Raw genomic sequence first — 15,895 nt, forward strand, 5'->3', positions numbered from 1 at the left:
AAGCAAATCCGGCGTGAGTTATCATGCCTGGCCGCGCTTACGCTGCACTTTCTCGCGCAATTGCTGCTTTTCCTGTTCGCTGAGAAACGCGATCTTCAATCCATTTTCCTGCGCCTGACGGGTTTCTTTGGCGGTTAATCCGGCTAATGGCGCGGCCACTTCATATTCATGCCGGATCTCAATGCCTTGCACCGCTGGATCATCGGTGTTAATCGTGGCGGGAATTCCATGGCGCAGAAAATGTATCAGCGGATGTTGCTCCAGAGAGGCTACGGTGTTGGTTTGCAGATTGGACGTCAAGCAGGATTCGACGCCGATGGCGTTTTCAGCCATGTAGGTCATCAGACTGCTATCGACGATGGCGGCGACGCCGTGACCAATGCGTTCCGCCTTCAGTTGGTTGATGGCCTGCCAGATGCTTTCAGGGCCGGCCGCTTCTCCGGCATGGACGGTAATATGCCAGCCCGCGTCGTGAGCCTGCTTGAAGTGTGATGAAAACAGTTCGCCGGGATATCCCAGTTCATCGCCCGCCAGATCCAGCGCGACAATGTGGTCACGGTGGGCCAGCAAACCATCCAGTTCCTGCTGGCAGGCGTCGGTGCCGAAGGTGCGGCTCATGATGCCGATCAGACGCACATCAATATCGCGATCTCGGCATCCTGCGGCCACGCCGTCAATTACCGCTTCAACCACGCCTTCAATCGGAAGCCGGTGATTCATCGACATATAGTATGGGGAGAAACGGAGTTCCGCATAATCCAATCCGGCGTTGACCGCATCTTCAACATTTTCATAAGCGATTCGGCGGCAGGCATCCAGCGATCCCAGCACGGCGACCCCCCAATCCAGTTTGCGTAAAAAGCTTAATAAATCCGGCTCATTGGAAGTGATTTGAACATGAGGACGAAGAGACTCTAGATCGTTGGCGGGTAATGAAATATTGAACTGGCGGCCCAGATCCAGAATGCTCTGCGCCCGGATATTGCCATCAAGGTGACGATGAATATCCGTTAATGGGAGTCGCGTATCGATCATGATGTACTCTTTGTAAATAGTGATATTAGTCAGTCGGGCCGGGCCCGTCGAATGCGGTGAAGTATAAAAACAAATAACGGCAAATTGCCAATCGTTGCTGAAAAAAGTCAGAACGGACGCATTAGCCGGATGTTCACCGTGTCCTCGCGGTTAGTTTGGGGATGAGGCGGATATAAACCAGTTCGCTCAGCAGTTCTACCAGGGTTTGGGTAACGATAATCGCCGGCAACAGCGGGATCGCGCCGGGAATAGCCAGCGCCAAAGGCAAAACGACCAGCGAATTGCGCGTCCCGGCACTGAACGCAACGGCGCGGCCGCTGGCGGTATCAAGCCGGAATAGCCTGCCGGTCAGCCAGCCTAACGTTGGCGCGACGATCGCGAATAGCACATAGAACGGAACGGCTGTCAGAACGATCGACCAGGTGGTTTTAAGCTGAGGGATGACGGAAACCACTACCACGAATAACACCAACGCTGTTGCGGGAACGGGGAGAAAGCCGAGTCCGTCGGCGAACTTATCTAGCGCGGGAGAGCGGCGGGCTCCCCATTGCACGGCGCCGGCCAGCAGCAGGGGAAGCGCGATAAGCCAGATGAACGCATGGAAAAATGGCGCGATATGGACGAGATCGGCCGCTTCCTGGTTAAGAAAAAGGCCAAGATAAAACGGCAGCGCCAGCATTTGCACGATAAGCAGCGCCGGCGTCGCTGCCAGCAATCGCGGCGCATCCGCGCGTCCGAGGTGGGAAAACGTCACCACGTAGTCAATACATGGCGCCAGTAACACCAGCAGAATGCCCAGCCGGATGATTGGCTCGGCGGGTAAATAGGGAATAAGTAACGCCAGAAACAGCGGGATTACGATAAAATCGGCGATGAGCAGGGCGGCAAGAAACCGGATTTGAGTAAAACTTTTTTTCAGGGAGGTTAGCGGCACCTGCAAAAAAGTAACAAACAGCATTAACGCCAGTGCGGGATTGATCGCTACATCCAGTTTTTCTGTGCCGGGAAGCAGCAGGGCAATCAATACCGCCGAGATAACAGAGATGAAGTAGATAGCAGTCTGGCGCTCTTCCATTAACATTTTCAGCTTTTGCATGCTAGAACTCTCAACGGTACGACGAATTCAAATAGGGAAAGCGCCTGTGGCGGCTATGCCGCCGCCACGGATTTTTTATCGGTTTTATTGCGCGGGCGGAGCGACGGGTTCTTCCGGCTGTTGGGGAAGCGATTCTTCGCCGTCTTCTCCGGGGATGCCAATAAGCGGCGCGATGAAATCTGCCAGCGGTATCTTGTTGCCGTTAAAATCAACCTGACCGTCGGCATACTGTAATGAACTGGTGATTGCGCCGTCCTTCGTGACCGTTAACTTGTTCATCTGGCCGATGCTCGCCATCATATTGGCTTGCTGAAGCGCCATTTTACCGGCCTGTTCCCGTTCTTCATCATTGGCGGGTTGTTTGTCCGCCTGAACCATCAATTCTGCCAGCATTTCCAACGGCACGTTCAATTTAGCATCGAATTTTTTGACTGATTGAAGGATGATTTTCTCTTCATCGGAGGCTTCAGGATCGGCGGCTTTGGCGCTGTTTTGAAGCGGATCGGTCATATCCAGCGAGAGCGTAAAGGTACTTTCGCCTTTACTGTTTTTCCAGCTAAGCGGGGCGATCGATACGTTTGGATTTCCCTTCAGCAATTTAGGCAAGTTTTGCAGGAAAACCATGATGACCTGATGTTGGTAAGCAAGCGGATTGATGTCGCTCGACGTTTGCCAAAGCTGTTGAATCGCTTTCTGGTAATCGGTGACGAATTGCTTCGCGCCTTCGCCATCAAACTGGGAAAAGGTGATATTGAGGTGGCCGGAACCCAGGTTACGGCCGCCGATGGTCAGCGATTCCAACGTTATTGCTGATTTGCCCGCCAGATTTTTATCATCTTCCGTCACGGTGCTTTGCACTGCAAAATTGTTCAGCGAGATGGGTTCGCCGCCCTCAACGTTTAATGCCACGGATTTGGCGGTAATGTTGCCGTCGCCTATGCCGATATCAAACTTGCCTTTAAGGTTATTGACGTCCATGGCGAAGTCTTTTAGCGTGAGTTGTTCCATCTCACCCCACTGGTTTCTCATTTCCATCTGTATGTTGCCGATCGTGCCCGTCAGTTTGTTGCTGCGGAAATCGCTGGCGACGTCTAACTGGATTTCAGCGCCGCTGAACGACAGTTTCTGATTGTCGTCCTGGTGTTCGATGGGTAACAGCGAGATGTCGGTATGGGTATCTCCGCTGTAGGAGACGCGCGTTTCAGCCGTGACAAAGGGTTTATTGTGCGTGAGATAGAATAGAGGACTGACCACCTGCGTATTCGCCAACTCGCCGTGTACGGACGCCATAGCGGGGATCAGGTTGAATTTTTTGATCTGCGCCAAAGGGAAGGGACCGTGAGAAACGGTTTCATTAATGACGATTTCCTCGCCCGGCTCAAGCAGTTGCTGCCTTTTCCCCGAACCATCGGGTTGCAGAACGTAGGCTAATTTACTGCTGAAAATTCCGCCTTGATAGTCGCGGTATACGACTTTCAGGGCGGCGTCGGGATAAGCGGCTTTTAGCTGTGTATTAATATTGTCGGTAAACTCATCAATATTCTGAGCCAATTGTTTGCCGGTATACCAGGATGCACCGGTCCAGATTGCTCCCAATGCGATAATAACGCCGGCGGCAATGAGTGATTTTTTCATTCTATATTCATCCTTTTATTAAAAACTCGCCCAGATTCTTCCGGGCGAGAGATATCGGTAATTACCGATTAAATACGCGCGCGATGCGCCCTTGTCCCTGAACCACCACCGGCGACTCGTCGGCGGAAATAAAACAGGATTCGCCCGCTTTGAGTTCGATCCGCCGATCGTCTTTTTGCAGTAACGCTTCGCCATCGACGCAGAAAACGATGGCGGCGCTATTTTGGCTGAGCGCTTGCGGTTCGCCGTTCAGGTTATGCAGGGAAAAGGCGAAGTCGTCTACGGGAATAGGAAAGCTTAGCTCATTTCCATGTTGAATTGGGGCCGTCAGCAATTGAGCGGCCGGTTTGGCTACAAATTTCACATTGTCCAACAGTTCCGGGATATCAATGTATTTAGGCGTTAATCCAGCGCGCAGGACGTTGTCCGAGTTGGCCATGACTTCCAGAGCCACGCCGTTCAGATAGGCATGCGGCGTTTCCGCGTATAAAAACATGGCTTCGCCGGGTTGAAGCGTAATTACATTGAGCAACAGCGGAGAGAACAAACCGCTGTCGTCCGGATAAAACCGGGTAATATCGCGAATGGTCGCCCAGGGTTCATCCGGTTGGTTGTTCAGCGCGGCCTTTAATACGCCCAATGCCTGACTTTTCTGCTTTCCGTCCATACTCAGCAGGTTCGCAAACAGCATGGCGAGATTTTTGCTGTCGGGCTGTTGCAAAAAAGCGGAAATCGACGGATGCGCGCTGGCGACCGGCTGCAATAATGTGACAATTTCAGATAATTCTCTAAAGCCGTTCATCGCCTGAAACGGGGTTAGCGCGAAAACTAATTCAGGCTTGTGATTAGCATCCTTATAGTTTCTTTCTGCTGCATCCATCGGGATGCCGGCCGCATTTTCTTTGGCAAATCCTTGTTCTGCCGAAGATTTACTGGGGTGTACCTGGATAGACAGCGGCTGTGCGGCGCACAGCACCTTAAACAAAAATGGCAATTCCCCGAAACGCTGCGCGACTTTCGCGCCGAGATGCGCGGACAGATTCTCGGCGATCGCTTCCCGCAGGCTGCGATCGTTTCCTTTTTCATCAATGACATGGGAACTGCACTTGGGGTGGGCCCCCATCCATAATTCTGCCATTGGTAAATCATTAGGATTATCAATGCCATATAGCTCAGTTAACGCGTGTTTGCTGCCCCAAGCGTAATGCTGGACACGATTGAGCATTTTTTGCATGTTAGTTTCCTGACGTTAAGTAACTTGTTGATTAACTAAGTTAAAATAATTAATAATAAGGAATGGCTGCGAATACACCGCTTCTGCTCACATCATGGTAATGTTTTATGTGTCACTATTCCAGACAGTGCTGGCTGGCTATAACCTAATGTTGATCGTTTAAGGAAGGATATTCTGGGGCGTTCCTGGTTGGATGAATCAACCCAGACTTAATTAACGGGCATTAGTGTTATTCCGTTCATTTTACTGTTGTAGACAAGCCGGCTTTCCCCGCTATTTTGTGATACTTAAGGAGAAAAGGTTATGACAACCACGCGTAGTGAAAAAGATTCGATGGGGCCGATTGACGTTCCTGCCGATCGCTTATGGGGGGCGCAGACGCAGCGTTCGCTTGAGCACTTCCGTATTTCCGAAGAAAAAATGCCGCGGGCATTGATTTACGCGCTGGCGCAGACAAAACGCGCGGCGGCTAGCGTCAATATGGATTTGAAATTACTGCCCGAAAATAAAGGAAACGCCATTGTGCAGGCGGCGGATGAAGTGCTGGCGGGCAAACTTGCCGGCGAATTCCCGTTGGCCATCTGGCAAACCGGTTCCGGCACGCAAAGCAATATGAATATGAACGAGGTGCTGGCGAACCGCGCCAGTGAACTGTTGGGCGGGGAACGAGGAAACAACCGTCTGGTCCATCCCAATGATGATGTTAATAAAAGCCAAAGCTCCAACGATGTTTTCCCCACGGCAATGCATGTTGCGGCCGTGCTGGCGATTAACGAACATCTAATCCCCGAACTGACGTCGTTGCAGCGTACGCTCGCGGCGAAAGCCGAACAGTTCAAAGATATCGTAAAAATCGGACGTACCCACCTGCAGGATGCGACGCCATTAACGCTGGGACAGGAAATTTCCGGCTGGGCGGCCATGCTGCAACATAACCTGAAGCATATTGAAAACAGCGTACCGCATTTGTGCGAACTGGCGCTGGGTGGAACGGCGGTCGGCACCGGGTTAAACACGCATCCCGAGTATGCGGTGCGGGTCGCCGCCGAACTGGCTAAGCTAACCGGACAGCCATTCGTCACCGCGCCGAATAAATTTGAATCATTAGGCACCTGCGATGCGTTGGTTCACGGGCATGGCGCACTGAAAGGATTGGCCGCCTCATTAATGAAAATCGCCAATGACGTTCGCTGGCTGGCTTCCGGTCCGCGCTGCGGCATCGGCGAACTGAGTATTCCTGAAAATGAACCCGGCAGTTCCATTATGCCCGGTAAAGTCAATCCTACGCAGTGCGAAGCCATGACGATGTTGTGCTGCCAGGTGATGGGGAATGACGTTGCGGTTAATATGGGCGGCGCATCGGGTAACTTTGAACTGAATGTTTATCGTCCTATGGTGATTCATAATTTCCTGCAATCCATTCGTCTTCTGGCCGACGGAATGAAGAGCTTTAATGAGCATTGCGCGGTTGGCATTGAGCCGAATCGTGAGCGTATCGATCAACTGCTGAATGAATCGCTCATGCTGGTGACGGCGCTTAATACTCATATCGGTTACGACAAAGCCGCTGAAATCGCTAAAAAAGCGCATAAAGAGGGGCTGACGTTAAAAGCTTCGGCGCTGAAGCTGGGCTATCTTACCGGAGAGCAGTTTGATGAGTGGGTGCGGCCGCAGGATATGGTCGGCAGTCTGAAAAACTAATTAGTCTCTGTCTCGCCTGCCGGTATTATTGCCGGCAGGCATAGAAATAATAATCATTATTGTAATCATTGGTATTTTGCAATTGGGCGATTCAACCTGCGCAAGGCGGGATGCCGGAGGGATCACGATGAGCATAGGCAGGGTGACTGGGCTGCTAGTTTGATGCATGACGAGGAGCGTCATCAATCGTCGGTATAGGGGTTGAGGTCAAACGTGCAAAAAACACGCTAAGGAGTTAACTTAATGTTTTATTTACTAAAACATCACCAGCCGACGGTTGGTGATGATTCAGTTTTGTCCGCAATCTTTGTGTATACCTACTGCTTAGAGATGTTTACATTGTGTTTAGAATCTGCCAGAGATTTCGTATAGGGACTTCGGTATATCTGGACAAATATTTCCCTGGGTGACGTAAAATGAGCAACAGTAATCACGTCATTATTTTTATAACTTCGCCAGCATTCCGCCTCAACATCACACGTTTTTTGTAGTTCATACCCTTCGGCTCTTAAGTAGTTAATAATTACGCTACTATCTTTGGCTCCATAAAAATGGACTGTAAAAACAAACTCATCTCTGCCTGCGCCTTTACTGAAGTCAAACCTATAGTTATCTGAGGCTCTTGGAATTTTTTTTAGTATTTCAGGCGTGTAATACTCGTACTCACGTTTATCCAGCTCGGTATAATGCGCGCTGCTGGCAAACTCCATCCTCACATACGGCCAGCCAACGACCAGCACAATACCAGCGATGACTACCACACCAATCAGGGCGACGATAGCTTTCCTCATAATCCCATCCTGCCGTTGCTGGCACCAAGTATCACAAACGTCCCATCATACCGTGGCAGGATCACGTTTCCGGACAGAAAATCGTTATAGGGGACTACCGTCCGCATGAATGGCGGCAAAAGCCCTTTACAGGGCCGTGAGTGCGGGAATTTATCCGGATCGGGGAACAGCAGCGGCTGGAACGACTCGTTTTTCCAGCTACCGATCTTGCCGTAGTAGTCCCAGCGCTTTAGGGCTTCGGCCTTGCTCACCGGCCGGATCTGCGCAAAGGGATTCTGAATCGACACCACTCGATAGAAACCCAGCAGGTCTGACACCAGATCCTCACCGCTGAAGCCGCTATCAGTCATCAGGTTATTGGGAAACGATCTCTGGAACGCCTCAAACTTGCACGCCATCGTCATCATCATCGCCAGCGCAATGCTTTTCTGCTCCCAGTGAGGCCTCCCGCGCCGGATGCGCCAGACCATCACCTTACCCGAACGGAGCAACCTAAAGGGTGATGTCATCCCCTGTGAATATCTGACATCATAAAACTCCTTCCCTGATGACTCGCCCTCGGCCATTAATCTTAAGAGGTTGCGTATATCCTCCCCCTCGAATGCCCCAAATCCACCCAGCCAAGTACCTCCGTGTAAATTAATCCATCTCTAGATGTTGCCGCATATTTCCCGTCAATGATGTCTGATCGCTTACTCATCCTGAATATCCCATTCCATGTTTTGATCCACTGCGGCCTAATTTACCATAACACCTGATAGCGGAGTGTAAATTGGCTTAATATGTGAGCATGAGCGTTTTCTCCATGGAAGTGCTCATGTGAAAGAGGAAAAAGTACGGCTTTAGAGCGTAAATGCAAAATTCAGGTTCAGGTTAAATGACGCCTCCTCGCTCAGGTCATCGTTGACGCTCCTTCTTGAGTCTGCGGCGGTCGTTGCCGGTTAATGGCAGAGGTTCTCAAATCAGAAAGGGCAAAGCCCGACAGGACTTAAAGATCTCCACCGTTAGCGGGGTTTTTTACATCATTATCCCTCAAACCCCGTATATAGATGTAGCCGGGGTATCAGTAGTCGCAGCGGCATAGCCTGCGGTTTATGCTTATGTTTTATATTATCGGCATCATAGTTATTCAACTCGCCGATAATGGGAACCTCTCCGCCAAACTCCTGCTGACACAGTACCAACAGCGGCGACGGGCAGGGGTGTTGGACCTGTTTCTGCTGTTTGGGATACCACACTCTGGCAATCGGCTGGACTTTCACCGGACGCTTTATCTTCAGCACCGCATGTTTAGGTAAGCCTATGACCTGTTCTATCTCCCGCTCAACTAATGCAACCCACTGATCTTTGTTGTACGGCGCGCTGCTTTTGCCCGCTTTCAGGCTTTTTTCCAGCTTGGTCAGTAACTCGGTGCGGGTCATATTCTTGATGATATGCTTATTGGCCCAGCCGAAGCGTACCGACGCCGGGTTGGTAATAAGCATTAACGAGCGGTAAGCGCTCAGCGTGATAAGGCCGGGCAGATGGTTATGTACAAACTCAAAACGCTGTTCGGGGGCTAACCCCGATTCAACGGCGATGATGTGCTCTAGTTCTTTCTTCAGCGCGTTTATCTCGGTGACGAGCTGTTGCGCCTGCTGATACTGCCGTTGATCGACGGAAAAACACAGCGCGCCCGGAAGGCGAATGGCGGCTTTGCTGCTGATGGTTTCGGGGTAGTGGTGGATAAATAAGCGTTGGAAATGCGCCAGCCCCAATTCACAGGCCGCCGGGCCTATATGCTGGCGGACCTCGATGCGCGCTATGGCGTCGTGTTCGGCGCCTTTTTCAATATCGGGTAATGAATAAACACGACCAGCCAGTAAACGAAAGGAGGAAAACAGCGGCGGCATCCGCGCCAACTTTTCTTCCAGCGACGTAAAGCAGCGATTCATTCGATCAATCAGTGAATAACGATCCATACCCGCACCATTCTTTAGTTACAACATACTAATGGTTATATTATTAATTCCCGCTATCGGCAACCGTGTTTTTATCGCCAAGCAGGAATTAATGGGAACCCCGATGGGGCAAAGGAGGGATGCCGCGCGCTTAAGCCTGGATTTAGGGAGAAATCTCGGTTCTTAAACGAGCGGCATCAGCGTTAGGAGAGCTGTTTCAGACGAACGCTGACCAGCAGCGCGATGAATAGTAGGGTTGCCAGAAAGGCGGTGATGCCCGCCCAGCCATACGAATACCAGAAGACGCCGCCGAGGGTTCCGGCCAGACTGGAACCGAAATAGTAGGAAAACAGATACATGGAGGATGCCTGGCCTTTTGCACGGCGCGCTCGCTGGCCAATCCAACCGCTGGCGACGGCATGGGCAGCGAAGAAACCGGCGGCGAACATCATCATGCCGAGAAAAACGCACAACAGCGGGCTAAAAGCGGTAATGAACAGGCCTAGCAGCATAATTGCAATGGAGATGCTCAATACCGGCCCCCGGCCATAGCGCGCGGTTAATGCGCCGGCTTTCGGCGAGCTATAGCTTCCTGTCAGATAAACCACGGATAAAAGACCAACCACGGCCTGACTAAGCAGATAGGGTGAGGCCAGCAGACGGTAGCCGATGTAATTAAAGAGGGTAACGAAAGACCCCATCAGCAAAAAACCTTCTAAAAACAGCAATGGCAGCCCGGCATCATGCCAGTGCAGTTTGGCATTCAGCAGTAAGGATTTGGGCCGCAAAGAGCCTGGCCGGAAATGGCGCGACTCCGGCAGAATTTTCCAGAAGGTCAGCGCGGAAATTAACGCCAGAACGCCGATGGCGCCGACAGAAACTCGCCAGGGGAAATAGTCGCTCAATACGCCGCTAACCAGGCGTCCGCTCATGCCGCCAATAGAATTACCGCTGATGTACAGCCCCATGGAAAAGGCCAATACGCTGGGGTGGATCTCTTCGCTCAGATAGCTCATCGCGACGGCCGCCACGCCGCTAAGCGACAGACCGACCATGGCGCGCATGATCAGCACGCCTTGCCAACTGGTCATAAAGGCGCAAATCAACGTACAAATAGAGGCCAGCATTAGCGACACGACCATTACGTTTTTGCGGCCGACGGTATCGGACAGCGGTCCGGTAAATAGTAGTCCGCAGGCCATCGTCCCCGTGGCTACCGAAAGCGACAGGCTGCTGGTCGCCGGGGAAATGGAAAACGCCTGGGAAAGAACCGGCAATAGGGGCTGCACACAGTAAAGCAAGGCAAAAGTGGCCAGGCCGGCTGAAAATAGGGCCAATGTGACGCGCATAAACTGCGGCGTGCCGCGTTTTATATAGGGTTTTTTACCGGTAGCGTTCGATTTAGTTGAAAGCGGTTCCACATCATCAAGGATAGAGACGGATACGGCGTTTGATGCTGGGGTTGAAGGGGTACTCAAAATAATTCCAGGTTTGAAAAAGAAAAGATGGCGCGATCATAGAAGAGCAATATTGTTTTGTATAATATATTAGTCATCATAATTAATACTTATAAGATATGAATATCGAATTACGCCACCTCCGTTATTTTATTGCTGTTGCCGAAGAGCTGCATTTCGGCCGCGCGGCCGAAAAATTGCTTATTTCGCAACCCCCCCTCAGTCAGCAAATACAGATTCTGGAGGAACAGGTCGGGGCGAAGCTGTTAGAACGAAATAATCGTAATGTCCGATTGACCCCCGCGGGCGAAATGTTTTTAAAAGAAGCGTGGTCGATCATCGCGCAGGTTAATCAAGCGGCGGAACGCGCAGCACGAATTCAGCGGGGAGAAATAGGGGAACTGACCATTGGTTTTACTTCATCAGCGCCTTTCATCAAAAAAGTGTCCCGCAGTCTGCTCCGGTTCCGCCAGTCTTTTCCGCAAGTACATATTCAGATGATCGAATTAAACACCAAACAGCAAATCGAACCTTTGCTGAATGGTAAACTTGATATTGGCGTGATGCGCAATAATCCGCTGCCCGATGCGCTGGAACATCAACTGCTGCTGCATGAAGCGCTCGTCGCCGTGGTGCATGAGGAACATCCGTTGGCCACACAGGCCAAAGGACCGATCAGTATTAGTCAATTGGCGAATGAGCCTTTTGTTTTCTTCTCTCGGGCGGTTGGTACGGCGCTGTACGATGAAACGCTGACGTTGCTGAAGAAATATGGGATCACGCCTTATATTACTCAGGAAGTCGGCGAAGCCATGACGATTGTCGGTCTGGTGTCATCCGGCTTAGGCGTATCCATCCTTCCCGCCTCGTTCATGCGGATTAAAGTCGATGGCGTGAAATACTTACAATTAGCGGAAAGTGACGCGATTACCGAAGTATGGTTGGCTACGGCGCGGCATAGGCCGTTAAAAACGGCGGCCGAGACGCTGATTTCGCTTATGCTTAACCGATAATATTTTCAATATGTGCATTAAATCACATAACGAATCAAATATTTGACGGCTTTGGCGAAAAGCTCCAACATAACCTCAGTTTTTTATTTTGCAGCGTGAAAAATAGAATACAGATACCCGTTAGATGTCGAGGTGCAGCGAGAGCCTTAGCGCGACGAAAAGGATAATGGGTATAACCGGTCCCCATCAGCAGTGCTAGCGATAAAAAGTAGGAGCCAGTTTTGTGATTGCCGACGGTCAGCCAGGACATATCGATCAGATTAAACAAATGAATGCCGGTGCAGTATACAGGCTGATCGATAAATATGGCCCGATATCACGTATTGAACTGTCTAAACGTGCGCAATTGGCGCCAGCCAGCATCACCAAAATCGTGCGCGAACTGCTGGAAGCCCATCTGGTTCAGGAAACGGAATATCAGGATGTCGGCAGCCGGGGACGGCCGGCCATCGGGTTGATTCTTGATACACAGGCATGGCATTACCTTTCCGCGCGCATCAATCATAATTCGATCACTCTGGCGTTACGCGATCTGAGCAGCAAACTGGTGGTCGAGGATAGCATTCCTCTTCCGGCGGACCAGCCGCAGCCGCTGCTTCAGCGTATCCTTAACGAAATCGATCAATTCTTTATTCGCTATCAAAATCGGCTGGAACGCCTGACCGCCATTGCGATTACCGCGCCCGGCATGATCGATGCCGCCGCCGGCATTATCCACCGGATGCCGTTTTATGATGTCGAAGAGATGGCGATAGGGCCGGAATTGGAACAGCGGACGGGATTACCTGTTTTCGTACAGCATGATATCTGCGCCTGGACGATGGCCGAAGCGTTGTATGGCGCATCGCGCGGTTGTCAGAACGTCATCCAGGTGGTGATTGACCATAATGTCGGGGCGGGCGTCATTACCGGCGGACGGGTGCTGCATGCCGGGAGCCGTAACCTGGTCGAGATAGGGCACACGCAGGTCGATCCTTATGGCAAGCGCTGTTATTGCGGCAATCACGGTTGTCTTGAGACGGTCGCCAGCACGGCAAGTATGCTGGAACTGGCGCAGCAGCGGATGAATGCGTCGATGAGTTCATTGCTGCATGGCTCGCCATTGACGGTTGATAGCCTTTGTGACGCCGCGCTGAGAGGCGATCAACTGGCAAGAGACATTATTAACGATGTGGGTAATAACGTCGGACGAATTGTTGCCATCATGGTTAATTTATTTAATCCCGATAAAATTCTGGTCGGCTCTCCGCTAAATAAAGCCGCCGGTATTTTATATCCGGCCATTATGGGCTGCATTCATCAACAGTCTTTTCCGCCTTATAGCCACAACATTAAGGTAGAAGCGACCCAGTTTTATAATCAAGGCACGATGCCCGGCGCGGCATTGGTTAAAGATGCATTGTATAACGGGTCGTTACTGGTGAAATTGTTGCAGGGTTAAAGTTAAACGTTCAAATTAATATTTTTCTGTTCGGAAGCGCAGAAAAACAAAACATTGAGCTAACGCAAACTGCCCGAATGGCGCTTCGCCTAGACTTCCACCATTGGATAGCATTTCTGTTGTGCTTGTTATTTTCAGGTGGCCCCCCGGAGTTTTCTCATGTTGAACCGCATTTTTGTCACAGGTACTGATACTGCAGTCGGTAAAACTGTTGTATCCAAAGCGTTATTGCAGAAATTAGCAATGACCGGAAAATCAGTGGCGGGCTATAAACCAATAGCAAAAGGGTGTGTGGAAACGGAAGAGGGGTTACAGAATAAAGATGCGCTGTTGCTACAGGCGGCGTCTTCTATTCGTCTACCCTATGCGGCGGTAAATCCGATTACGCTGAGCGAGGATGAAATCAGCGCGAGTGAACAACCGATTAACTACAGTTCGATGACGCAGGGATTACAGCACTTAAGCGATATAGCCGACGTCGTTGTGGTTGAAGGCAGCGGCGGTTGGCGTACATTGATGAACGATCTGCGCCCTTATTCTGAATGGGTCGTTCAGGAACAACTTCCGGTCGTTTTAGTCGTCGGTATTAAATTGGGCTGTATCAGCCATGCATTATTAACCGCTCAAGCCATTATTAATGACGGCTTGCCGCTGGCCGGCTGGGTTGCCAATCGAATTAATCCGGGACTGGCGAATTATGCGGATATCATTACCGTGCTGCGCAAAAAAATTCCCGCGCCGCAGTTGGGGGAGTTACCTTATTTACCCCGGGCCGAACAGCGTGATTTGTCTTCTTATATCGATCTGTCGGCGTTGGATTATTAGTCCTGCGGCGATATTTATCGAATGATTGCAAGGTGTAGCCTGTACCGCGCTACACCTTTATTCCTTCCGTCGTGTTTATAGCATTCCTGTTTTTAATTCCAAAATAATGTTACCTATCCGCGCCAAATGCAGGAATGATACAGCTTTTCATTTTCTCTTTTCAGTCAGTCACCCAATAGGATGGCAACTGGTATACTCAAAAACAGAGTCTATTTTTCAGGCGAAAAAGTATAATGAAAACAGTAAATAATTCTGAGCATCCTCCTGTAACGCATCGCCACTGGGTTTTAATCGCCTGTATGTTGGCCATGTTTACGGCGGCAATCGAGGTCACCATCGTGGCTACCGCATTGCCGACGATTATTGCGGATTTAGGCGGTTTTTCACTATTGGGATGGGTCTTTTCCGGCTATTTGCTTACGCAAGCGATCAGTATTCCTATTTATGGCCGGCTGGCTGATTTGTTTGGCCGTAAGCGCGTTTTTTTCATCGGTACGATTATTTTTCTGCTGGGATCGGTGCTGTGCGGCTTTTCCAGCCACATGGGATGGTTAATCCTGTTTCGCACGATTCAGGGCTTGGGCGCCGGCGCTATCACGCCGATCGCGTTCACGATAGTCGCTGACGTGTATAGCAGGACGGAGCGGCCTAAAATTCAGGGCTATCTCTCCAGCGTGTGGGGCATCTCGGCGATTGTCGGCCCGCTGATGGGCGCGTTCATCGTTGAGCATTTCAACTGGGCTCTGGTTTTCTGGGTTAACGTCCCCATTGGGTTACTGTCGATATTTTTATTAGCCCGCTATCTGCCGACGGTTAGCCAGGTACGGCAACATCAATTAGACTGGGCTGGCGCATTCTATCTCGCCGTCACCGTCGCCAGCCTGTTGATGGCGTTGCTGCAGGCTGAAGTGCTTGGGCTTTGGATTATCCCGTTAATGGTTATTGCCCTGGTCGGGGGCGTTCTATTATTCCGGCAGGAAACGAGTACGCCGGAGCCGCTTTTCCCGTTAGCCTTATGGCGTAACCGGGTGATTGTCGCGGGAAATCTTGGCGGTTTGCTGATTGGTGCGACCATGATGGGTGTCAGCGCCTTTCTGCCGACCTTTATTCAGAGCGTAATGGGGCGTTCGCCGCTGGAGGCGGGCAGTATTCTGGCGCTGATGTCGATTGGCTGGCCGTTGGCCAGTACGCTGAGCGGCAGATTAATGCTGTGGACATCCTACCGGGTTACCGCCGTCAGCGGAGGCGTGCTGCTGATCGCCGGCAGTTTGACGCTATTAACGCTTGAGCCGGATAAATCGCTCAACTGGGCGCGCATCGCGGCTTTTCTTATCGGCGCCGGCATGGGATTAAGCAACACGACCTTTCTGGTTTCGGTACAAAACGCGGTGGATTATTCCATTCGCGGCATTGCGACCGCGTCCACCATGTTTACCCGCATGCTGGGATCGGCGTTGGGTACGGCAATTCTTGGCGCGACGCTGAACATCAACCTGCATTTGCGTCTGCCGGGCATGGCCGATCCGCTGCAAACGCTGATGGATGCCCATAGCCGGAGCATGATGAGCGCGACGCAGCTTGAATCGCTATCCTGGAATGTTTCATCCTCGATACATTGCGTATTCATTGTATCCGCGCTAATTGCGTTTATTACGCTATTTTCGGCCTGGATGATCCCGGCTAATCAACGAGTTTGAGGTAAGGGTAGGATTGCCTGAATATTTTCG

12 protein-coding genes and 1 pseudogene are annotated in these 15,895 nt (G+C 51.1%); 5 read left to right on the forward strand and 8 right to left on the reverse strand.

Annotated features, from left to right (window positions below; all coding sequences use genetic code 11):
• Nucleotides 1-21: 21 nt before the first annotated feature.
• From add to manA, 4 genes are all read right to left on the reverse strand, one after another.
• Nucleotides 22-1,035, reverse strand: coding sequence for an adenosine deaminase (add, locus tag HC231_RS10910; RefSeq protein ID WP_208230990.1), 1,014 nt, complete (start codon nt 1,033-1,035; stop codon nt 22-24).
• 133 nt (nt 1,036-1,168) lie between these two features.
• Nucleotides 1,169-2,131, reverse strand: coding sequence for an arsenic resistance protein (locus HC231_RS10915; RefSeq protein ID WP_208230991.1), 963 nt, complete (start codon nt 2,129-2,131; stop codon nt 1,169-1,171).
• Nucleotides 2,132-2,215: 84 nt separating this feature from the next.
• Nucleotides 2,216-3,766, reverse strand: coding sequence for a YdgA family protein (locus HC231_RS10920; protein WP_208230992.1), 1,551 nt, complete (start codon nt 3,764-3,766; stop codon nt 2,216-2,218).
• A gap of 61 nt (nt 3,767-3,827) precedes the next feature.
• The gene (manA, locus tag HC231_RS10925) at nt 3,828-5,000 is read right to left on the reverse strand and encodes a mannose-6-phosphate isomerase (protein ID WP_208230993.1); all 1,173 of its coding nucleotides are present in this window, start codon (nt 4,998-5,000) and stop codon (nt 3,828-3,830) included.
• A gap of 303 nt (nt 5,001-5,303) precedes the next feature.
• Here manA and fumC point away from each other — a divergent pair, with 303 nt between their 5' ends.
• A complete protein-coding gene (gene fumC / locus HC231_RS10930) occupies nt 5,304-6,701 on the forward strand; it encodes a class II fumarate hydratase (RefSeq protein WP_208230994.1) in 1,398 nt (465 codons plus the stop codon).
• Between the two features lie 317 nt (nt 6,702-7,018).
• Here fumC and HC231_RS10935 read toward each other — a convergent pair whose 3' ends face one another.
• The 4 genes and pseudogenes from HC231_RS10935 to HC231_RS10950 all read right to left on the reverse strand — a co-directional run bounded on the left by HC231_RS10935 (nt 7,019) and on the right by HC231_RS10950 (nt 10,865).
• On the reverse strand, nt 7,019-7,492 hold the full coding sequence (locus HC231_RS10935; RefSeq protein ID WP_208230995.1) for a hypothetical protein: 474 nt from the start codon (nt 7,490-7,492) through the stop codon (nt 7,019-7,021).
• Nucleotides 7,489-8,192 (reverse strand): annotated as a pseudogene (locus HC231_RS10940) (hypothetical protein). The gene HC231_RS10935 and the pseudogene HC231_RS10940 overlap by 4 nt, the downstream one beginning before the upstream one ends.
• A gap of 325 nt (nt 8,193-8,517) precedes the next feature.
• Nucleotides 8,518-9,453: a DNA replication terminus site-binding protein gene (gene tus / locus HC231_RS10945; RefSeq protein WP_208230996.1), complete on the reverse strand. Its 936-nt coding sequence runs from the start codon at nt 9,451-9,453 to the stop codon at nt 8,518-8,520.
• Nucleotides 9,454-9,635: 182 nt separating this feature from the next.
• On the reverse strand, nt 9,636-10,865 hold the full coding sequence (locus HC231_RS10950; RefSeq protein ID WP_246494824.1) for an MFS transporter: 1,230 nt from the start codon (nt 10,863-10,865) through the stop codon (nt 9,636-9,638).
• Nucleotides 10,866-11,008: 143 nt separating this feature from the next.
• Between HC231_RS10950 and HC231_RS10955 the strand changes: the two genes are divergently transcribed.
• From HC231_RS10955 to HC231_RS10970, 4 genes are all read left to right on the forward strand, one after another.
• Nucleotides 11,009-11,902, forward strand: a complete 894-nt coding sequence (locus HC231_RS10955) for a LysR family transcriptional regulator (RefSeq protein ID WP_208230997.1) — start codon at nt 11,009-11,011, stop codon at nt 11,900-11,902.
• 223 nt (nt 11,903-12,125) lie between these two features.
• Nucleotides 12,126-13,343, forward strand: a complete 1,218-nt coding sequence (mlc, locus tag HC231_RS10960) for a sugar metabolism global transcriptional regulator Mlc (RefSeq protein WP_208230998.1) — start codon at nt 12,126-12,128, stop codon at nt 13,341-13,343.
• Between the two features lie 159 nt (nt 13,344-13,502).
• On the forward strand, nt 13,503-14,168 hold the full coding sequence (gene bioD, locus HC231_RS10965) for a dethiobiotin synthase (protein WP_208230999.1): 666 nt from the start codon (nt 13,503-13,505) through the stop codon (nt 14,166-14,168).
• A gap of 233 nt (nt 14,169-14,401) precedes the next feature.
• A complete protein-coding gene (locus HC231_RS10970) occupies nt 14,402-15,865 on the forward strand; it encodes an MDR family MFS transporter (protein WP_208231000.1) in 1,464 nt (487 codons plus the stop codon).
• Nucleotides 15,866-15,895: the final 30 nt, after the last annotated feature.

The sequence above is a fragment of the Brenneria izadpanahii genome (assembly GCF_017569925.1).
Lineage (GTDB): Bacteria > Pseudomonadota > Gammaproteobacteria > Enterobacterales > Enterobacteriaceae > Brenneria > Brenneria izadpanahii.